21 protein-coding genes are annotated in these 20,593 nt (G+C 33.4%); 20 read left to right on the forward strand and 1 reads right to left on the reverse strand.

Features of this window, described 5'->3' with window-relative positions; genetic code table 11:
- Positions 1–4 precede the first annotated feature (4 nt).
- The 17 genes from CXF59_RS07015 (at position 5) to CXF59_RS07095 (ending at position 16,195) form a co-directional block, all read left to right on the forward strand.
- Complete coding sequence (locus CXF59_RS07015; protein WP_157824542.1) at positions 5–985, forward strand: glycosyltransferase; 981 nt, start codon at positions 5–7, stop codon at positions 983–985.
- Between the two features lie 11 nt (positions 986–996).
- On the forward strand, positions 997–2,133 hold the full coding sequence (locus CXF59_RS07020; RefSeq protein WP_101137115.1) for a hypothetical protein: 1,137 nt from the start codon (positions 997–999) through the stop codon (positions 2,131–2,133).
- Entirely contained in the window at positions 2,115–3,083 is a 969-nt protein-coding gene (locus tag CXF59_RS07025; RefSeq protein WP_101137116.1) for a glycosyltransferase, read from the forward strand. Before CXF59_RS07020 ends, CXF59_RS07025 begins: the two co-directional genes overlap by 19 nt.
- 353 nt (positions 3,084–3,436) lie before the next feature.
- Positions 3,437–4,381 (forward strand): hypothetical protein, encoded by a 945-nt coding sequence (locus tag CXF59_RS07030; protein ID WP_157824544.1) that lies wholly within the window; start codon positions 3,437–3,439, stop codon positions 4,379–4,381.
- Positions 4,382–4,384: 3 nt separating this feature from the next.
- Positions 4,385–5,521: a glycosyltransferase gene (locus CXF59_RS07035; protein ID WP_101137118.1), complete on the forward strand. Its 1,137-nt coding sequence runs from the start codon at positions 4,385–4,387 to the stop codon at positions 5,519–5,521.
- Positions 5,511–6,107, forward strand: coding sequence for an acetyltransferase (locus tag CXF59_RS07040; protein WP_101137119.1), 597 nt, complete (start codon positions 5,511–5,513; stop codon positions 6,105–6,107). The genes CXF59_RS07035 and CXF59_RS07040 overlap by 11 nt, the downstream gene beginning before the upstream one ends.
- Positions 6,108–6,217: 110 nt before the next feature.
- Complete coding sequence (locus CXF59_RS07045) at positions 6,218–7,042, forward strand: glycosyltransferase (protein ID WP_101137120.1); 825 nt, start codon at positions 6,218–6,220, stop codon at positions 7,040–7,042.
- 9 nt (positions 7,043–7,051) lie between these two features.
- Entirely contained in the window at positions 7,052–7,603 is a 552-nt protein-coding gene (rfbC, locus tag CXF59_RS07050; protein WP_101137121.1) for a dTDP-4-dehydrorhamnose 3,5-epimerase, read from the forward strand.
- Positions 7,596–8,468: a dTDP-4-dehydrorhamnose reductase gene (gene rfbD / locus CXF59_RS07055; protein WP_101137122.1), complete on the forward strand. Its 873-nt coding sequence runs from the start codon at positions 7,596–7,598 to the stop codon at positions 8,466–8,468. The genes rfbC and rfbD overlap by 8 nt, the downstream gene beginning before the upstream one ends.
- 463 nt (positions 8,469–8,931) lie before the next feature.
- Entirely contained in the window at positions 8,932–9,327 is a 396-nt protein-coding gene (locus tag CXF59_RS07060; RefSeq protein WP_232758729.1) for an endonuclease domain-containing protein, read from the forward strand.
- Positions 9,328–9,444: 117 nt separating this feature from the next.
- A complete protein-coding gene (gene rfbB, locus CXF59_RS07065; RefSeq protein ID WP_101137123.1) occupies positions 9,445–10,491 on the forward strand; it encodes a dTDP-glucose 4,6-dehydratase in 1,047 nt (348 codons plus the stop codon).
- Positions 10,492–10,497: 6 nt separating this feature from the next.
- Positions 10,498–11,367 (forward strand): glucose-1-phosphate thymidylyltransferase RfbA, encoded by an 870-nt coding sequence (rfbA, locus tag CXF59_RS07070; RefSeq protein WP_101137124.1) that lies wholly within the window; start codon positions 10,498–10,500, stop codon positions 11,365–11,367.
- Positions 11,368–11,437: 70 nt separating this feature from the next.
- Positions 11,438–12,382 (forward strand): UDP-GlcNAc--UDP-phosphate GlcNAc-1-phosphate transferase, encoded by a 945-nt coding sequence (locus CXF59_RS07075; protein WP_101137125.1) that lies wholly within the window; start codon positions 11,438–11,440, stop codon positions 12,380–12,382.
- 283 nt (positions 12,383–12,665) lie between these two features.
- Positions 12,666–12,752, forward strand: a complete 87-nt coding sequence (locus CXF59_RS15715; protein ID WP_369828542.1) for a hypothetical protein — start codon at positions 12,666–12,668, stop codon at positions 12,750–12,752.
- A gap of 4 nt (positions 12,753–12,756) precedes the next feature.
- Positions 12,757–12,993 carry a sugar transferase gene (locus CXF59_RS15310; protein ID WP_157824545.1) on the forward strand — a complete coding sequence of 79 codons (237 nt, stop codon included), beginning with the start codon at positions 12,757–12,759 and terminating at the stop codon, positions 12,991–12,993.
- Positions 12,990–14,141 carry a DegT/DnrJ/EryC1/StrS family aminotransferase gene (locus tag CXF59_RS07090; RefSeq protein WP_101137127.1) on the forward strand — a complete coding sequence of 384 codons (1,152 nt, stop codon included), beginning with the start codon at positions 12,990–12,992 and terminating at the stop codon, positions 14,139–14,141. The genes CXF59_RS15310 and CXF59_RS07090 overlap by 4 nt, the downstream gene beginning before the upstream one ends.
- Positions 14,142–14,341: 200 nt before the next feature.
- Entirely contained in the window at positions 14,342–16,195 is a 1,854-nt protein-coding gene (locus CXF59_RS07095; protein WP_232758731.1) for a nucleoside-diphosphate sugar epimerase/dehydratase, read from the forward strand.
- Between the two features lie 210 nt (positions 16,196–16,405).
- On the opposite strand, the gene CXF59_RS07100 is transcribed toward CXF59_RS07095, so the two are convergent.
- On the reverse strand, positions 16,406–17,146 hold the full coding sequence (locus tag CXF59_RS07100) for a tyrosine-protein phosphatase (protein ID WP_101137129.1): 741 nt from the start codon (positions 17,144–17,146) through the stop codon (positions 16,406–16,408).
- Positions 17,147–17,312: 166 nt separating this feature from the next.
- On the opposite strand from CXF59_RS07100, the gene CXF59_RS07105 reads away from it, so the two are divergent.
- The 3 genes from CXF59_RS07105 to CXF59_RS07115 all read left to right on the forward strand — a co-directional run bounded on the left by CXF59_RS07105 (position 17,313) and on the right by CXF59_RS07115 (position 20,547).
- Positions 17,313–18,182: an ABC transporter permease gene (locus tag CXF59_RS07105; RefSeq protein ID WP_101137130.1), complete on the forward strand. Its 870-nt coding sequence runs from the start codon at positions 17,313–17,315 to the stop codon at positions 18,180–18,182.
- Between the two features lie 281 nt (positions 18,183–18,463).
- A complete protein-coding gene (locus tag CXF59_RS07110; protein ID WP_101137131.1) occupies positions 18,464–19,741 on the forward strand; it encodes an ABC transporter ATP-binding protein in 1,278 nt (425 codons plus the stop codon).
- Positions 19,742–19,755: 14 nt separating this feature from the next.
- Positions 19,756–20,547 carry an FkbM family methyltransferase gene (locus CXF59_RS07115; RefSeq protein ID WP_101137132.1) on the forward strand — a complete coding sequence of 264 codons (792 nt, stop codon included), beginning with the start codon at positions 19,756–19,758 and terminating at the stop codon, positions 20,545–20,547.
- Positions 20,548–20,593 lie beyond the last annotated feature (46 nt).

Consider the following 20,593-nt stretch of genomic DNA (forward strand, 5'->3'; position numbering starts at 1 on the left):
GAATATGGAAAAAATTGTAGCTATAGTTGTTACTTTTAATAAAAAAGAATTACTTGTTAATGCCATAAATGGTATTCTTTCTCAAGATTTATTACCAGATAAATTAGTTATTGTAGATAATAATTCAGATGATGGTACGCCTATCGTTTTATTAGAAAATGGATGGATTGACGTATTGCCACAAGTGTCTGCGAATAAAGATATTATTTATTCAAAAAAATATGCTGAAATAGAAATTGATTATATAAGAAAGTTCGAAAATGATGGGGGAGCAGGTGGATTCTATAGAGGTATGGTTCATTCTTATGAATTAGGATATGATTGGTTGTGGATGATGGATGATGATGGAGTACCAGAAAAACAATGTTTGAAGTTTTTATATGAATCTAGAGACTTAAATATTGTGTCGGGCCCATTAGTAATTGATATTGAGAATAAGGAAACCGCAAGCTTTATATATGATAAAAAAACATCTAATAAATTTGCTCTTGTAAAAGACCTGGTAAAGGAGGAAATACTGAAAAATGTATTAAATGCATTTAATGGGACCTTTATACCTCGTGAAATAATCAAAGAAATTGGTTTTGTAAAAAAAGAAATGTTTATTTGGGGTGATGAAAATGAATATATGTTTAGAATTATAAAGAATAATTTTTCTGTACAAACAATTACTAAAGCATTGCATTTTCATCCTTTATCAAAACAAACTTACAAATACAGAAGTACTGTTTTTAAGTTTACAATATATGAAATTGCAAATCCTAAATTCATGTATATACGTTGTAGAAACGCCATTTATTTAGAAAAAATAAAAGAAAATAAAGTTTTATTCGGAGTGAATATACCTCTTTTTCGAGTAGTGTACGAAGCAATTGTTAATAGTATTTATAATTTTGCAATAGGAGAGTTTTATAAATCTAAATTGTGTCTTTCTGCAATACCAAATGGATTGAGGGGTGATTTTAGTATGAGTAAATTTAAATAAATTTTTGATATATGAAAAATTTAAAAGCTCTATTTAAAGGAGTATTATCTTTTTTTTATTTTTTTTTTAAAAATAAAAATAATTTTGAAATTATTGATAATCTTAAGTACTCAAATTTATTTTTTGGTTATTATGATGTTTCCTCTTTTGATAAATCAGAAGATTTCTTGGCCTTACATGGGCAAAAGAGCGAAGAGGAATTAGATATATTGATTTATAATATTAAGAATAAAACTTTTGAAGTAATAGATTCGACTACAGCTTGGAATTACCAACAAGGATCGCGTTTAATGTGGTTTGGAGACAATGAGGTTATCTACAATAAATATGATAGAGAAATCAAAGCATATTATTCTGTAGTAAAAAATATTGAAAATGGAAAGGAGAATAGGATTCCTTATCCTTTACAATCACTTTACAATCAAAAATACCTTTTATCTATAAATTACTCCCATTTAACTAAAATGGGAACAGAGTATGGATATAAATCAGAAGATGATTCTATAACTTTAGATAGTCTTATTTATGTTGATTTGGAAAATGAAAACAAGGCAGAAACACTTTTTAAAATTAAAGATTGTTTTGATTTCTTAAAAGGAATTTATAATAATGCTGAAAAGCTACATTTTAATCACTTTTTAATCTCGCCTGATGGTACTTACTTTATTTTTATTTTTAGATTTTATTCTAATGGATTGAGAAAAGATAATTTGTTTGGATTTTCTTTCGTTGATGAAAAGTTAGAGTTATTAATTGAAGATGAGTTGATTAGCCACTGCGCGTGGAGGGGTAAAGATGAATTTATTTTATGGGGAATAGTAAATAATGTTTCAGGTTATTATTTGTATAATGTTAGAACGAGATTAATTACGCTTAAATTAAATATAAAGGATGATGGTCATCCTACATTTGTTAGTAAAGATATAATTATAACAGATACTTATCCTAATCGGGTCCTTTGTGAAACTTTATCATTAGTAAATATTGAAAGTGGACAGACGTCGGTTTTGTTAAAAGTTAGACATCCAGCTTTTTATAATTTGAATGAGAGATGTGATTTGCATCCAAGTATTTCAGCTTCTAAAACAAAATATCAAATAGATTTTATTAATAAAGGTAAAAGAAATGTATGTATAGGGGATTTGTAGCTAATAAAGTTTCGGTTATAATGGCAATTTATAACGAACCCATAGAATGGATAGAGTTAGCTGTGGATTCAATTTTAAAACAAACTTATGCTGATTTTGAATTTATTATCGTGAATGATAAACCAGATCGTAAACAAAATTTAGACTTGCTAAGTAAGTATTCTGCATTAGATACTCGCATAACCATAATTGATAATGGTGAAAATTTTGGTTTAACCAAAAGTTTAAACAAAGGATTAAGGCTTGCTAATGGTTATTATATTGCACGTATGGATGCCGATGATATTGCTATGCCAACTAGATTTGAAAAACAAGTTGAGTTTCTTAACAAAAATGAGGAATACTCAGCTTGTGGTACGAGAGCAATTTCAATTGATGAATCGGGAAAAAAAAATAAAATTTTAAGGAAGCCTATTCATAATGATGAAATTAGGTTAAATTTAATTATTGGAAATCCTATGATTCACCCTACAATGATGATTAGGAGCAGTATAATGAGGGACAATGGTTTGATGTATGATGAAACTTTAAGATTTGCCCAAGATTATGATATGGTAAGGAATTTAATTGTTTTAGGTAAATTACATAATTTATCAGAAAAGTTGCTTTATTATAGAAAAAGTAAAAAACAAATTACAAGTGTTAATTTAGAAGGGCAAAATTTCTGTGCAAATCAGACTAGAGAACGTTTAATTCTTCAGCAATTAAAGACAATGGATATTTCGTTAAAAACGAAGGATTCTTTTTTTGATGAGAATGCTACAAAATTATTAAATGAAATAAAAGGAAATAAAAATATACGAGCGAATCCATTTCTTAGAGACGTTAATATTGCTTTATTATTGAATTCTGAAAAAAAGCAAGCTATCAAAATGATTTTGGAAGTTCTTTTGACTAATAAAACTTCTATAAAGAACAAATTAAGATTAATTATTCATATATTTAAGTAATCATGTATAGTTTGATTTTTAGACTTGAAAAAGTAATTTATACAATTCTTTTTTTGTTGATACTGCTTTTTACATCATCGCAAATCCTGCAATCAAAATTATTAGTTGTCTTTATGTTTTTAATTAATGGTAGATTAATTTTTCATTATAGAAAAGTGATTCCTATCCTGATTTTTTTTATTTTTTGTATTAGTTATATTTCCCCATTTTACGATCATTTTTTTTCAGGCGTTAGTGTCACTTTACATGAATCATTTAATACCTCTTATTATTTAGGGCACGTAGTTGTCATTTTTGGATTATTTTTACTGTCTGTATTTGTTTTTACAGAATCTCGTATTAATTATGTTTTTTTGAGTCACAGATTGAATTTTATAAATTCGAGCAAAGCCTTTTACTCTTTATTGTTCATCGTATTATTGTTAGCCATGTTTGCTTTACGAGGTCAAAGTATGTTAAGTGGCAATTCTTATGGAGATCTTGATGTAGAAAAATCTCCTCTTTTTGAATATTCCTTAGTTTTTTTTGCACTTGCTGTTTGTTTTTATGATCAGAGTAAGATTAAAATGAGCTTGATATTATTTTTAGTTTCTTTTATTTTGATAAAGGACTTACTTTATGGGGGGAGAATAACAAGCATTATGTTGTTGTTATTTACTTATAGTATGTATTTTGAGGATAAGATAGCTAAAAAGTATGTTTTTATTCTTTTTGGTCTTTCTATATTTGCTTTGATTTCATTTCAGTTCATTAGGACTCATCCTTTTTTATTTTTAAGTGGTAATATTTCGTTTTCGGATATTTTTAATAGTGTAGTAGAACCCAACACTAATGAAACATTGGCCTCTAACCAAGGTGATATTGCGCAGTCATCTGCCAGATTATATGGTTTTGTGGATAAGGGAATTTTACCTTTTGAAGATCGTATATCTTCGTTTTATTATTTTCTAGTATCTATATTTACGCCAGGAATAAGTTTTTCGGAATTAGGGAGTTTAGCTCAGTATAAAAAGGATGAATATTCTGCGGGCGGAGGTGGTTTGTTACCTGTTTTTTTTTATGTATGGCTATCGTATCCAGGTGTAGTTCTTTCAGGATACCTGGTGTCTAGATTTAACAAATTATATGTAAATGCTAAAAAAAATTATATGATAATTTTTTCGGGCTTACTTTTGGCTACTTTTCCTAGGTGGTTTGTTTATTCTCCGATAATTATTTTTAAATTATGTGCCTATGTAATTCCATTTTATTTAATATTCGTGAATGTTTTTTTTAAAAAAAGTCAAGAACTAGATTAGAGTATGAAATTATTAGTAAATACAACTACTTTGAGTGGCAGCGGGGTAACACAGGTGGCTGTTTCTTTTTTACGGGAATGTATCGAATTCAAAGATAATGAATATCACGTCTTATTGGGGAAAGCTGTAGAAAGCCAAATTGATAAAAGTACGTTTCCCGATAATTTTGTGTTCTATCCCATAAGTTCTCATCCTTTGTATGGAATTCAAGGCTTTAAAGTTAGAAATATTGTGAAAAATATAGAAAGATTAATCCAGCCAGATTGTGTTTTTAGCATTTTTGGGCCCTCATGGTGGACCCCGAAAAAGCCACATTTAATGGGATATGCCTACCCACACTATGTCTATCCAGATTCACCATTATTTGAAAAATTAAACACAGCTCAAAGGCTGAAAGTTTCTTTAATGAAGATGGTACATATTTTTTTCCTGCGGACAAATGGTAAGTATTATGTTTCCGAAACTTTGGATGTTACTAATAGATTGAAGCCTCTTTTAGGAAATGATAAAAATTTTTTTACAGTGACTAATACCTATAATACTTGTTTTAGTAATTTTTTCCCGAGTGACGAATTTATTTTGCCTTCAAAGGAAGCTGGTGAGTTTCGGTTTTTAAGTCTATGTACTTTTGCGATCCATAAAAATTTAATAATTTTAAATCAGGTCATCCCACTTCTAAATTCGATTATTCCAAATAACAAAATTAAATTTGTTCTTACCATTGATGATGTTCTTTTTGAAAATAATTTTAATGAAGAATCTAAAGCTTCAATTATTAATATTGGCAGAATTGATGTTGTTAAATGTCCTCAGTTGTATTATGAATGTGATGCTTTATTTTTGCCCACCACCCTTGAATGCTTTTCGGCGAATTATCCTGAGGCGATGAAAATGAGACGTCCCATTATCACTTCTAATCTAACTTTTGCAACCTCAGTTTGTGAAGATGCAGCATTGTATTTTAATCCTTTTGATCAAAAAGAGATAGTAAATGTAATAGTTCAATTAGTAAGTAATAAACAATTGGCTAATGAGTTAGTTCTTCATGGAGAAAAAAGATTAAACAGTTTTTTGACACCGAAACAAAGGACTATGGAATATTTAAAAATTTGTAAAAGTATAATTGAGGATGATAAATAGATATGGTTTAAGAGGTCTTTTAAAATTAATTGTGTCATTTGTTTTTACGAAATTATTTTACAATAATGCGCGGTTGATAAGATTGCCTTTTGATATTAGAAATAAAAAAAATATTCAAATAGGTGATGGTTTTACTACTGGTTTCGGCTGTAGAATTGAAGTTCATCCACAAAAAAAGACCGATGAGAAGCTATTAATCTTTGGCAAGAACATTGAAATTAATGACTATGTCCATATAGCAGCAGGTGAAAAAATCACCATAGGGAATAATGTGTTAATTGCCAGTAAAGTTTTTATCTCAGACCTTAATCACGGAAACTATAAAGGAGTTAATCAGGATAGTCCACTTTCGACTCCAAATAGTAGAAAGCTATCTACAAACCCAATTATAATTAAGGATAATGTTTGGATTGGAGAAGGAGTGTGTATTATGCCAGGAGTAACTATTGGGTTAGGTTGTGTTATAGGTGCTTTATCTGTGGTTACAAAAAACATTCCCGATTATTCAATTGCAGTAGGTTCTCCGGCCAAAGTAGTTAAACAATTCGATTTAAAAAAACAAGAATGGATTGCTTTAATTTATTAAATAAGTTATCTGATTAGATAAAGATTAAATATCATAATTAATTATCATGTAAATGAGGCTTTAATGAAATGAAAAATTGGTCATTTTACTAAATGCTTAAAATAAATAATATGTTCGACATAGTATGTAGTTTAGTAATCTATAAAAACGATAGAAAGCAACTTTTGGATGCTATCGGAAGTTTTCTTAATACAGAATTAAAAGTAAGGCTAGTCTTAATAGATAATTCACCTACGGATGAATTAAAGGATATTGTAAGTGACTCTAGAACAGAATACATTCATAATCCATCAAATCCAGGTTATGGGGTTACACATAATATAGCAATAAGAAAGTATTCATATAAAACAAAGTACCATCTTATTTTAAATCCAGACATTTATTATTCTAAAGGAGTTATTGAGGATATTATTTCTTTTATGGAGAATGACGTAGATATTGGTTTAATAATGCCTAAAGTTTTGTATCCTAATGGTCAAATCCAGTATTTAGCAAAATTAATCCCAAGTCCTTTTGTGTTTTTTGCGAGGAGGTTTTTGCCATTTGCGAATCTAAAGAAACAAATTTCTGAAAAATTTGAATTGCGATTCAGTGGGTATGATACTATAATGGAAGTCCCATATTTATCAGGTTGCTTTATGGTTTTCAGAACGGAGGCATTAATAAAAATTAATGGCTTTGACGAGAACATTTTTATGCACATGGAAGATTTGGATATCACCAGAAGATGTTATGATGCTGGTTTTAAAACTGTGTTTTATCCAAATCAAATTGTTTACCACGATCATTTATTTAAATCATTTTTAACTATGGCAAATTTAAAAATGTATTTCACTTCTGCTTTTTACTATTATAATAAGTGGGGATGGTTTTTTGATAAAAAACGAAGAATGATAAACAAAAAAACAATTAATAATATAAAATCAAATAAATAATAGTCAAAGATGACCATTGAAAAAACAACAATACAAGATTTAGTAATCATTACTCCCAGAGTTTTTGAGGACTCTAGGGGATTCTTTTTTGAAGCCTATAATCAAGCTAAATTCAACGAGAATGGAATTATGTATCCTTTTGTACAAGACAATCAGTCTTTCTCAAAAAGAGGAGTGATTAGGGGTTTACACTTGCAAATTAATCCTTTTGCACAAGCAAAATTAGTACGAGTTTTGCAAGGGGAAATTCTGGATGTAGCGGTAGATTTACGAAAAAATTCAGCCACTTATGGACAGCATTTCAGTGTGGTATTAAGTGCGGAGAATAAAAAGCAGTTGATGGTGCCCCACGGTTTTGCACATGGTTTTTCGGTTCTAAGTGAAACGGCTTCTGTGATGTATAAGGTGGATCAGTTGTATCATAAGGAAAGTGAAAGAGGGATTCGTTATGATGATCCTACTTTGGCTATTGATTGGAAAGTAGATGCAAATGAAGTAATCGTTTCAGAAAAAGATATTATTTTGCCAAGTTTTAACGAAATAGATTGGAGTTTTGAATAAATTAGAAAAACTACTTGTTACTGGTGCAACCGGACAATTGGGTTCGGAATTGAAAGTATTGTCTAAGAATTATCCTCAATTCGAATGGGTTTTTGCGGATAGAACGCAAGTGTCTTTGGATAATTTAGCTGTGTTGAAAGTACAATTAGAAAGTATTCAGCCTGATGTTATACTGAATTGTGGTGCTTATACTGCAGTGGATAAAGCAGAGTCGGAATCGGAATTGGTGGACATTGTCAATCATCAGTCGGTTAAGAGAATTGCCCAATATTCAAAAGATAATCAGGTTAAATTAATCCATATCTCTACTGATTATGTTTTTGATGGAACGTCAGATGTCGCCCTGACAGAAGAGGCAATTACAAAGCCCATTAATGTGTATGGTGCCACTAAAAGAGCAGGAGAGCTTGCTTGTCTTGAGGTAAATCCTGATACCATTATCATCAGAACTTCATGGGTTTACAGCAGCTTTGGAAACAATTTTGTAAAAACGATGCAACGCCTGCTGCAGGAACGGGATACGATAAGTGTAGTTAATGACCAGATTGGATCACCTACTTATGCGGCTGATTTAGCGCAAGCGATGATGGACATATTAAACAATGATAAATGGATTCCAGGAATTTATAATTATTCGAATGAAGGAGAAATCAGTTGGTATGAATTTGTGCTAGCTATCCAGGAAATCGGCGGATATACTTGTGAAGTGAAGGGTGTTCCTTCGTCATCGTATCCCACTCCGGCAAAGCGTCCCGCCTTTTCTTTATTGGATAAAGCTAAGATTAAAAGAATTTATGGGGTTAATGTGCCGGATTATAAGGATAGTTTAGAAAAATGTTTGGAGTTAGTGAAAAGTGAGTTATGAGTAGCGAGAAGGGTAAAATTTTCGGTTTGCCCCGTCCCTAAAGGGTGCCGAAAATTAAGAACATGATTTTGTCTCGACAATAAATGAAGCTGAAAACTTAGAGCGAAATTTTATATAAAGTCTGTTGCTGGAAATGGATTTTGTGTTTCTTTTTTGCTCCCTTTAGGGTTAGGGGAAAAACAAAAAAGAAACTTACTAAAACTTATTTTTCACCAGTTTTGTTATAGAAATAATAGAAAGAGCATATAAAATTTTCGGTTTGCCCCGTCCCTAAATGGTACTGAAAATTAAGAACATGATTTTGTCTCGACACTAAATGGAGCTGAAAACTTAGAATGTAATTTTAGATAAAGTCTGTTGCTGAAAATGGATTTTGTGTTTCTTTTTCGTCCCTTTAGGGTTAGGGAAAAAACAAAAAAGAAACTTCTCAGATCTTTTTGTAAATTCTAAAAAGCAAATTCGTATGAAAAAGAATCCATTACTTTCGGATAATATGTGGAAAGATGCTTCGGGAATTATTTTTTCAAATGCTAAAAAATTAAGAGAAAATCCTACGGAAGCTGAAGAAGTAATGTGGTTGTCATTGAGAAATAACCAATTGGATGGTTATAAGTTTAGAAGACAACATCCATTATTAAATTATGTAGCCGATTTTTACTGTCATCAATTAAAATTAGTCATAGAAATAGATGGAGAATACCATCAAACTGTAGAGCAAAAGAAATTAGATAATGAACGAACAGAAAATATTGAATTTCAAGGTTTGAAGTTGATACGATTCACTAACGAAGAAGTGATTTCTAATATTTCTGCTGTTTTAAATAAAATTAAAGAATTTATAAAAATAGAAGAATATTGAGTTCATAAAATTTTTGGTTTCCCCCGTCCCTAAAACGTGCCGAAAATCAAGAACTTGTATTCCATGCGATATCGATTTAGGGGACATGTTAAAATAAGTTGAAAATATAAAATAGAAATGAAAAAAATATTAATCACAGGTGGCGCAGGGTTTATCGGTTCCCACGTAGTACGACTTTTTGTGAAAAAATATCCACAATATCAAATATTCAATTTGGATGCATTGACTTATGCAGGGAATTTGGAGAATATAGTGGATATAGAAAAAGAACCAAATTATACTTTCATAAAAGGGGATATTGTAGACGCTCCATTTATTGACGCTTTGTTTGCAGAACATCAGTTTGATGGCGTTTTGCATCTCGCTGCCGAATCGCATGTGGATCGTTCCATTACGGATCCGTTATCGTTTGTGAAAACAAATGTAATTGGGACAATGAATCTATTGAATGCGGCCAAAACGATTTGGAATGGTAACTATGATGGAAAACGTTTTTACCACATCAGCACTGATGAGGTGTATGGAAGTTTAGGTGCCGAAGGCTTGTTTACAGAGACCACGGCTTATGATCCTAATTCACCTTATTCCGCTTCAAAAGCCAGTTCGGATCATTTTGTTCGCGCTTATGGTGAAACCTACGGTTTGCCTTATGTTTTGACCAACTGTTCCAATAATTACGGACCTTTTCATTTTCCTGAAAAATTGATTCCTTTGTTTATCAATAATATCATTCAAAACAAACCTTTACCTGTTTATGGTGATGGAAAATATACACGGGATTGGTTATTTGTAGAAGATCATGCCGTTGCTATTGATTTGGTTTTTCATGAAGGTGCAAACCATGATACCTATAATATTGGTGGATTTAATGAATGGCAAAATATTGATTTGGTCAAATTGCTTTGTAAAATCATGGATGAAAAGTTAGGTCGTGAAACAGGTACATCAGAACAGTTAATTTCTTATGTAAAAGACCGTCCAGGTCACGATTTACGTTATGCTATTGATGCTAACAAAATCAATAAAGAATTAGGGTGGAAGCCTTCGGTTACTTTTGAACAAGGACTAGAGAAAACAGTGAATTGGTATTTGGAAAACCAGACTTGGTTAAATAATATTACTTCGGGGGAATACGCAACCTACTACGATAAACAATATAATTAAAGAGATATGAAAGGAATTATATTAGCCGGAGGTTCTGGCACCCGTTTGCATCCACTTACATTGGCGATGAGTAAACAAATGATGCCGGTTTATGATAAACCGATGATTTATTATCCATTATCGACTTTGATGACTGCGGGGATAAATGAAATATTGATTATTTCAACACCTCATGATTTGCCAAACTTCAAAAAATTATTGGGTGATGGTTCTGCCATTGGTTGTCAGTTCAGTTATGAGGAACAGGCTTTGCCTAATGGTTTGGCACAAGCTTTCGTAATTGGGGAAGAATTTATAGGGGGTGATAGTGTGGCTTTGGTACTGGGAGATAATATTTTCTTTGGTTCCAATATGGATGAATTATTACAATCCAATAAAAACCCTGAGGGGGGAGTTGTTTTTGCTTATCATGTTTCGGATCCGGAACGATATGGGGTGGTGGAATTTGATAAGGATTTAAACGCATTGTCAATAGAAGAAAAGCCATTGGAACCAAAATCAAATTATGCTGTACCGGGTTTGTATTTTTATGATAATTCTGTAGTGGAAATTGCCAAAAATATCAAACCGAGTGCAAGAGGTGAATATGAAATCACTGATGTGAATAAAGTATACTTAGAAAAAGGGAATTTAAAGGTTGGTATTTTAAGCAGGGGAACCGCTTGGTTGGATACGGGGACTTTTAACAGCCTGATGCAAGCGGGACAGTTCGTTCAGGTTATTGAAGAGCGTCAGGGATTGAAAGTGGGTTGCATCGAAGAAATAGCTTGGAGACAAGGTTTCATAACAGAACAACAATTAAGAGAAATAGCCGAACCATTAAAGAAATCGGGTTATGGTGAGTATCTTTTAGGATTGCTGAAGCATAAGTGGTAAGGGTTTTAGAGAATAGTGTTCAGTATTAGGTTTTAAGTAATTAGTTTATCGGTTACATATATTTTAAAATATGATTTATATTGCATTAATTGTTTTATTGGTTGGGATTGAGCTTATTTATTTCAAAATTGCCGACAAATACAATATTATTGATAAACCTAATAGTAGGTCGTCACATACTTCGATTACCCTAAGAGGCGGTGGGATTATTTTTCCCATTGCGATAATAATTGCATTTGGTTTGGGATACGCTTCTTGGGCATTGACTTTAGCCGTAGTTTTAGTCGCAGCAGTAAGTTTTATAGATGATATTAAACCGCTGTCGCAAATGCCGCGATTTGCATCGCATATCATTGCCGTGGGTTTGGTTTTTCAAGATTTACAGCTGTTTGCAGAGTCATTATGGTTACTCCCGATCGTATTCGTATTGCTGATTGGTTGGGTGAATGCCTTTAACTTTATGGATGGTATAAACGGAATAACGGTTTTGTATGCGTTAACGGCCATTGTGAGTTTTTCTTTTCTGTCAATTAATGAGTCCAGTTTGCCGCTGTTGATCACCATGGGCTTGTCTTGCCTTGTTTTTGGACTTTTTAATGTTAGAAAAAAAGCGAAGACCTTCGCAGGAGATGTGGGCAGCATAAGTATGGCAGTTTTTTTGGGTTATTTTATGACAAAGACCATTATAGAAACGGGACAGTTAGGATATATTCTTTTCTTTTCGGTTTACGGCATTGATGCCATCATCACTATAGTTGTTCGATTAAAAAATAAAGAAAACATTTTCCAGCCACATCGGTCGCATTTATACCAATATATGGCAAATGAAATGGGGTATTCCCATATTTTTGTTTCATCTATTTACGCAGGGATTCAATTACTAATAAATGGGCTCGTTGTTTATATGGTTATGAAAGGCGAACTAAGCTATTTCTTTACAATGTTGACTTTACTGACATTAACCCTTATTTATTTATGGACAAGAAGATTGGTTTTGCGTAAGATGATTCGGTAAGACATATAATTTAATTCCTCTTGTTGATCTTAATTGATTTAAAAAAAATATGGCAAAGCGACTTTTGATGCTGTTTTTGCCCTATTTACGATCCTTCTGTTTTCTTGTTTTCTACTGATTTTGTGGTTGATCGCGATAGTTGACACTCGTACAAATGGTATTTAGATACAAGAAAGAATTGGTCAATTTGGAAAAAAAATAAAATATACAAATTGCGGACGATTCAAAAATTCGAATCAGAAGACGTTTTTCCAAAACAGGTCAATTCCTGCGTAAATATAAGCTGGACAAATTGCCACAGCTGTTCGACGTTATGAAAGTAGAAATGAACATTGTGGAACCGCGGGCCGGATTTGCCCAGTTATTATGATGTGTTGGAAGGAGAAAATCGAAAAATTTTAGAATTAAAATCGGGGTTAACAAGTCTTGCAGCTATAAAATATTATAACGAAGAGAAACTGCTGGCGCAGCAACAAGACCCTTTGTGGTTTAATGGGCAGGTTATTTTTCCAGATAAAGTGCAACTGAATCTATATTATTTTTACAATCACAGTTTCTGGGGAGATATAAAAATTATTATGAAAACTGTTAGTTTTATTTTCAATAAATGAACAAAGATAAAATTTGGCTCTCATCACCTCATATGGGGGGTAGTGAACAAGAATACATACAGGAAGCATTTGATACTAATTATATCGCTCCCGTTGGTGCAAATATTGATGCTTTCGAGCTGGATTTGGAAAATTACTTAGGCGATGGTCATGTTACCGCATTAAATTCAGGCACGGCCGCAATACATCTGGGATTAATTCTGTTAGGAGTTAAGGCTGGTGATGAGGTATTGTGCCAAAGCATGACTTTTTCAGCTTCTGCAAATCCTATTTTGTATCAAGGTGCAACCCCAATTTTTATTGACAGTGAACTCGATACCTGGAATTTGTGTCCAAGGGCACTTGAAGATGCTATTGTTGACAGAATATCCAAAGGCGCAACCCCTAAAGCAATAATAGCTATTGAACTTTATGGAGTTCCGTATAAGATTGAAGAAATAAGAATAATTGCTGATAAGTACGTGATCCCAATCCTTGAAGATAGTGCAGAAGCCTTGGGTAGCAGTTATAAAGGAAAGCGTTGTGGCACTTTTGGCGAAGTAAGCACTTTGTCATTCAACGGGAGTAAAATTATTACCACTTCTGGCGGAGGTGCAATTATTACTGCCACAAAAACGTTAAAAGAAAGAGCTGTTTTTTTGGCCACACAAGCCAAGGAGAATGCAGCACATTATCAACATAGTGAACTAGGGTATAATTATAGAATGAGTAATGTTTTGGCTGGTATAGGTCGGGGCCAAATGGAAGTAGTAGATGAACGTGTGGGTGCGAGAAGAAAGATGCATGAATTTTATGTGGATTTATTCAAGGAGATTAATGGAGTGTCTGTCTATACGGTACCAAATGAGGATTATTACGCAAATTATTGGTTGACTGCGATTTTGATAGATTCAGCACAAACCGCAGGAATAACGAATGAAACAATAAGATTAAAGCTCCTCGAAGAAAACATAGAGTCCCGCCCGCTATGGAAACCGATGCACTTACAGCCTATTTATCGTAACTACCCGTATTATGGGAATAATATTGCCGAAACACTCTTTAATAAAGGGCTTTGCTTGCCTTCCGGTTCCAATCTTTCGAATGAAGATAGAGTTAGGATAAAATTTGTTTTCTTAAACTTATTTAGAGTGCAAAAAAATATTTGATTTTTTAACGTGAAAGGGCTGAAATAGTTCCTTTATTTCTTATTTTTGATATCGTGATTATAGTAACATTAATGTAAATATATATTTTGAGTAACAGCACAAAACCTTTTAAAACAGATTTTAGACCTAGTTTTTTTTCCAGAGAAAATTTAAGGTTTAATATTCATAATTTAAGTTATTTGCCTCGGTGGATAATTGTTATGATAGATTTTGCGGTTTTACTACTAACTTTTTTCTTCACTTTTCTATTGTTCAGGGGAACGGGATTAGATTATGTTACAACTTCACACAGCATCATTTTCATTAGTTTGTTGTTTAGCGTGAATATATTTTTCTTTTGGTTATTTCGAACCTATTCCGGTATTATCCGACACTCTTCCTATATTGACGCTGTCAAGCTGCTGTTTTCGCAAATGTCTGTCCTGATCGTTTTTCTAATTTTGAATTTTTTATTTCAAGTCTTTTCTGGATCCAAGGCATTCTTAAATACAGCGCTTTTTATCAACATGGTGCTGTCTTTCTGCGGTTTGTTTTTATACCGGGTGATTGTGAAACAAACTTTCGAACATTATCTTAAGGAAAAAAGTGAAGCTAAATTGATTAGAGTCATAATTTATGGAACGGATGCTAATGCTATTTCGGTAGCCAAAGCCTTAAAATTGGAAACACCAAGCCGCTTTAAAATAGTTGGGTTTGTAGATAGAAATAGCCAAAACGAGTCCAAACGGATGTTGGATTTACCTATAATGGTACTAAAGAAAAAATTGCCTACCCTTATACGATCTGTAGGAGCGGAAGGGGTTATTATAGCGGATAAAAGTTTATCAAAAGAGGAACGCTTAATTATTGTTGACCAATGCCTGGAATTCGATTATAAAGTTTATATCGTTCCCGTGATTACGGATTGGGAGAATCAAAAGGAAATTTCTCGAAAAGTAAAGAACTTACAAATTGAAGACTTGCTGGAAAGAAAAGCTATAGTGTTGGACAATAAATCTATTTCCAAGCAATTGAAAGGCAAAACCGTATTAATTACCGGTGCTGCAGGGTCTATAGGAAGTGAAATAGTTAGGCAGGTATTGGGTTTTAACCCGAAAAACATCATTATATTAGATCAGGCTGAAACTCCTTTACACCATCTTAGTTTAGAGACGGAAAGTATCGTTTCCAGTGCTAAAATATGGAACGTAGTAGCGGATATTAGAAATAGAGAGGCACTGAATAGAGTCTTTAAACTGCACAAGCCCGACGTGGTCTTTCACGCTGCCGCATACAAGCACGTACCTCTAATGGAAGAAAACCCTGCGCAGGCCATTCTGACCAATATTGAAGGAACAAAAAATCTGGCCGATTTGGCTTGCGAACATAATGTAGTGAAATTTGTCATGGTTTCCACGGATAAGGCAGTCAACCCAAGTAACGTGATGGGGGCCAGTAAACGGATAGCCGAAAAATATGTGCAATCCTTGCAATTAAAAAGTCAAAAAGAGAATAACTTGCAAGCCACTAAGTTCATTACGACCCGTTTCGGAAATGTTTTGGGTTCTAATGGTTCTGTAGTGCCTTTGTTCAGTAAACAAATAGCCAGTGGAGGTCCGCTAACGATTACGCATCCCGACATCATCAGGTATTTTATGACCATTCCCGAGGCCTGCCAATTGGTTCTCGAAGCCGGTGCCATGGGTAATGGAGGTGAAATCTACATTTTTGATATGGGCAAGCCGGTTAAAATCATAGATTTGGCAAGAAAGATGATCAAATTGGCCGGATTTATGCCCGATAAGGACATCATGATAAAGATTGTGGGACTGCGACCTGGAGAAAAGTTATACGAAGAATTGCTTAATGACACTTCGAAAACCATCCCTACGTATCACGATAAAATTATGATTGCTGAGGAAATTCAGGACGAATATGAAACCCTCCATGCCGATATTGAGGAACTGATAGGAATCGCCAATTTTTATGAAAATGAGGATATAGTTGCAAAGATGAAGAAAATTGTTCCCGAATTTAAAAGCATGAATTCCACTTATGCAGTCTTGGATAAGTAGCGGTAATAGATTTGATTTCAATAAAAAAAAGTTTACATAGGAGATAATCAGTGTAAACTTTTTTTTTGTTTAAATGTGATCGAAATACTACTCAGATTACGTTTTGGGAACGAGAAATTCAAGATTATTTAGTTACTAAATAGAGCTCTTTTTCGCAATTCTTATACTTTGGTGTATAGGTGCTAATTTTTTTTGCAACGGTATTATAACCTACTCGATCTTAAAAAACTGATTGTTGACTATCGTCTCTTTTAAAGGCACTAAATCTTTCATTTTTACTTTTTGTTCAAAGGCGGCGATATGTTTGTCATGATGTACATCAGATCCCACATAGCTGTACATTCCTTTCGCAAGTAATTGCTCCGCTATTTTTGTGATTCCATCACCATAATAACCAACAACTGCCAGAAGATTCAGCTGAAACAGGCAGCCCGCTCTTTTTAGCTTCACATACTCATTGAAATTTTTGTGATAAAACAAATAGCGCTCCGGATGGGCCAAAACCGGAATATATCCTGCCACCTGCAAGTCAAAGAGGATTAAATACAGTTGTATGGGAGCATTGATGTAAGACATTTCAACTAGGACGTAATTGTCTTTGAGCGTCAATAGATCGTGTGATTGAAAAAGCCGTACAAACTGATCGTTCATCAAGTACTCCGCGGCGGCCTGAAAAGGCAAGTTGACATTGTTTTTTTTTAACTCAAGCGCAGTAGTATTTTTATTGGAAACGATTTGTTCATGGGTGTTGTCCCAGACATGTTGGATGATATGCGGTGTAGTGATAATCTCTGTCATGCCAAAGTCTTGAAGCGCTCGCGTAAGTCGCAAGCTGTCTTGAAATGTTTGGGCACCGTCATCAATACCCGGCAATAGATGCGAGTGGATGTCTATATGACCATCTGGAATCAGATCCTTTAAAACCGGCTTATTTGTAGAGAAAAAAAACACTATTTTGTATTTATAATTGAGATAGCAAAGAAAAGGAATATTTACTGATTTGTATTCTTAAATAAAATACAATATTTTGTGCAAATTGTTATATTTGTATACTAATGCTTCTACTAATACGTACATAAAGTGTTGAAAACAAAGATTAGAAGCGTAGATGTAATACATGAACAACCAAGAAAATAATACCACGGACTGGCTGTTTGAGATAACACCCAAAAACAATTTCTTTTCGCTGAATCTCAAGGAAGTGTGGCAGTATCGTGATTTGCTGATGCTTTTCGTGAAGAGGGACGTTGTGACGGTATACAAACAAACGGTTTTAGGGCCGCTTTGGTATTTGATCCAACCCTTATTTACCTCCATCACGTTCACGATTATTTTTAATAATTTGGCAGGAATAAGTACAGGAAATGTGCCTCCGTTTTTGTTTAATTTGGCAGGAATCACGGTTTGGAATTACTTTACGGCCTGTCTTACGGGGACCTCGAATACTTTTGGTGCCAATGCCGGAATTTTTGGTAAAGTGTATTTTCCCAGGTTGATTGTACCTATTTCTATTGTGATTTCTAATTTGATTAAATTTGGAATCCAGTTCCTCATCTTCATCGCTTTTTACATTTATTATTACGCTCAAGGAGCTGCTATAAGTTTGAATGCCGCTGCGGTGCTCTTTCCTTTACTTATTGTTTTGATGGGTGTTTTAGGGTTGGGAATGGGAATGTTTATTTCGTCTTTGGTAACCAAATACAGGGATTTTAGTTATCTAATCAGCTTTGGGGTGCAGTTGCTGATGTATTTGTCTGCCGTGATGTATCCTATGGCTTTGATTAAGGAAAAAATCCCCAGTTATGGGTGGCTAGTTCAATATAATCCCTTAGCTTACGTTATAGAAACAGCGCGTTATATGTTATTGAACGTGGGAAATATTTCCATTTGGGGATTGGGCTATACAGTTGCGGTGACTGTTGTCGTATTTTTAGTAGGGGTATTAATTTTTAATAAGACGGAGAAGAGTTTTATAGACACGGTATAACCCTCCCAACTCGTGATAGCTAGAAGGTACGTTATGATTGAGATGGATTTAAGACTAAGGCTTTGAAATAACTGATACTCATAGCAAAGAACTCTAATCAGTTAAATCCAGTTTCTGTATTTCAATAATTATTGTGATTCAGAACGCGAAGCGGTAGCTAAGTTTTAGATAATTCTGTTTTTGCGAGGAGTGCTAAGGTAGTTTTTCAAAAGTGTGAAACGTGGGGTGAATAAGCTATTTACGGGTAACGATTTGCGAAAGTAGAACAACGAATAAATAAAATGAGTAAAGACATTATACTAAAAGCCGAAAATATCTCCAAGCAATACCGCTTAGGTCAAGTAGGTACAGGTACGTTAAGTCACGACCTGAACCGCTGGTGGCATCAAGTGCGTGGCAAGGAAAATCCATATTTAAGAATTGGTGATACCAATGACCGCGCTACAAAAGGCGAAAGCGATTACGTTTGGGCATTGCAAGACATTAATTTCGAGGTGGAACGTGGTGAAGTTTTAGGGATTATAGGGAAGAATGGCGCGGGGAAATCTACTTTGCTCAAGATATTGTCACGGGTAACGGCACCCACTACCGGAAGCATCAAGTTTGGTGGTCGTGTGGCTTCTTTGCTCGAAGTAGGGACCGGATTTAACGGTGAAATGACGGGTCGTGAAAATATTTATTTGAACGGTGCCATCCTGGGAATGACCAAAAAAGAAATTACCTCGAAGATTGACGAAATCATCGATTTCTCGGGTTGTGAGCGCTATATTGATACGCCGGTAAAACGCTATAGTAGCGGTATGACGGTGAGGCTGGCTTTTGCCGTGGCTGCCTTTCTCGATCCAGAAATATTGATAATCGATGAGGTTCTCGCCGTAGGTGATGCCGAGTTCCAGAAGAAAGCTATTGGTAAAATGCAGGATATTTCCAGAACAGGAGGAAGAACCGTTTTGTTTGTGAGTCATAATATGGTCGCGGTACGCAGCTTGTGTGCAAGAGGGATTGTGCTGGAACAAGGCAAAGTAGTAATAGAAGGAAATATCGATAAAGTTTTAAACTTTTATTTAAAATCTAATCTTAATCGAAATAGTTGGGAGGGAGAAGATGGTGATAAAAGCATGAGATTATTGGAAGTTAGAATTTCTAATGAAGAGGACGTTGAAATTTTTAATAATACAGAATCGATTCAAATTGTAATGAGATTTGAACTAGGTGAAAAATTTAATGATGTTGTTGTAGGAGTAAATATATGCTCTACCAGTGGGAATCCACTTATAGGGCTTTTATATAATGACTATAATGATTACTGTGAAATAGAACCCGGTAGTTATGAAGTTTACTTTATTGTCCCTGCTTGTAGTTTGGCGATTGGTGATTATGAAATGCAATTTAACTTATCAATTCCACATGTTAAAAAATTTACCACAGAAAAATCTAATCTTAGATTCAGTATAAGTGCTGATTCTGATTATGGCAACAAATTTTTTCTTGAAAATAATCAAAATTATAATTCTGTTTTAAGACCTAATTGGTTTGATAAAATTAAAAAAATAGATTAGTACAGCCTATAAAGATGAAAAGAATAATTAAAAGATTATTTAAATATTGCAAAAATCATTTGTCGTATCTTTCTTTTGAAAGAAAGCACGTTGACTCAATAAATAAACCGGAAGGTGAAATTGTTTTATTTGAAAATAAATTTTTTTACCATCATGAGATGGCATTTTATAATACATATAAAGAGATTTTTGAAAAATGTATTTATAATTTTAAAATAAATAACTCGAGTCCTATTATTATTGATTGTGGTGCAAATATGGGTTTGAGTGTTTTATATTTTTCAAAAAAATACCCTAATGCTGAAATTATTGCTTTTGAACCGGATGAATCCGTATTGCCATTCCTAGAAAAAAATATCCTATCACAAGATTTAAAGAATGTAGTATTGAATAAAAAAGCTGTATGGATAGAAGAAACAGAATTAAAGTTTTATACGGATAATGGCCTTGGGGGAAGAGTTGAAAGAGTATTTGAGAACCAAAATCCCAAAATTGTAGAAACAGTCAGATTAAGAAACCTTCTATGTAAACCTATTGAAATGTTGAAAATTGATATTGAGGGCCCTGAATATATCATACTCAAGGATTGCGAAGATTTATTGTTTAATGTAAACCACATATTTGTCGAATACCATAGTTTTTTTGATGAAGAACAGCATCTTGATGATCTTTTATCTATTTTAAAAAGGCAAGGGTTTAGATATCATCTCAAAGAATCGTTTTCGCGACAAAGACCATTTATTGATAATGTTCTTGTAAATGAAAAATTTGATATGGCAATTAATGTTTTCGCTTATAAAGGTTAAATACATAGGGTAATGTTTTGTTGAATTTTAGATATGTCTATATCAA

The organism is Flavobacterium sp. ALD4 (genome assembly GCF_002836475.1).
Taxonomy (GTDB): Bacteria; Bacteroidota; Bacteroidia; order Flavobacteriales; family Flavobacteriaceae; genus Flavobacterium.

Coding starts and splice junctions, on each gene's coding strand:
- rfbA (WP_101137124.1), top strand. CDS start 10,498: ATGAAAGGAATTATATTAGCCGGAGGTTCTGGCACCCGTTTGCATCCA.
- CXF59_RS07105 (WP_101137130.1), top strand. CDS start 17,313: ATGAACAACCAAGAAAATAATACCACGGACTGGCTGTTTGAGATAACA.
- rfbC (WP_101137121.1), top strand. CDS start 7,052: ATGACCATTGAAAAAACAACAATACAAGATTTAGTAATCATTACTCCC.
- CXF59_RS07020 (WP_101137115.1), top strand. CDS start 997: ATGAAAAATTTAAAAGCTCTATTTAAAGGAGTATTATCTTTTTTTTAT.
- CXF59_RS07090 (WP_101137127.1), top strand. CDS start 12,990: ATGAACAAAGATAAAATTTGGCTCTCATCACCTCATATGGGGGGTAGT.
- rfbB (WP_101137123.1), top strand. CDS start 9,445: ATGAAAAAAATATTAATCACAGGTGGCGCAGGGTTTATCGGTTCCCAC.
- CXF59_RS07075 (WP_101137125.1), top strand. CDS start 11,438: ATGATTTATATTGCATTAATTGTTTTATTGGTTGGGATTGAGCTTATT.
- CXF59_RS07040 (WP_101137119.1), top strand. CDS start 5,511: ATGATAAATAGATATGGTTTAAGAGGTCTTTTAAAATTAATTGTGTCA.
- CXF59_RS07035 (WP_101137118.1), top strand. CDS start 4,385: ATGAAATTATTAGTAAATACAACTACTTTGAGTGGCAGCGGGGTAACA.
- CXF59_RS07015 (WP_157824542.1), top strand. CDS start 5: ATGGAAAAAATTGTAGCTATAGTTGTTACTTTTAATAAAAAAGAATTA.
- CXF59_RS07045 (WP_101137120.1), top strand. CDS start 6,218: ATGTTCGACATAGTATGTAGTTTAGTAATCTATAAAAACGATAGAAAG.
- CXF59_RS07060 (WP_232758729.1), top strand. CDS start 8,932: ATGAAAAAGAATCCATTACTTTCGGATAATATGTGGAAAGATGCTTCG.
- CXF59_RS07095 (WP_232758731.1), top strand. CDS start 14,342: ATGATAGATTTTGCGGTTTTACTACTAACTTTTTTCTTCACTTTTCTA.
- CXF59_RS07115 (WP_101137132.1), top strand. CDS start 19,756: ATGAAAAGAATAATTAAAAGATTATTTAAATATTGCAAAAATCATTTG.
- CXF59_RS07110 (WP_101137131.1), top strand. CDS start 18,464: ATGAGTAAAGACATTATACTAAAAGCCGAAAATATCTCCAAGCAATAC.
- CXF59_RS07025 (WP_101137116.1), top strand. CDS start 2,115: ATGTATAGGGGATTTGTAGCTAATAAAGTTTCGGTTATAATGGCAATT.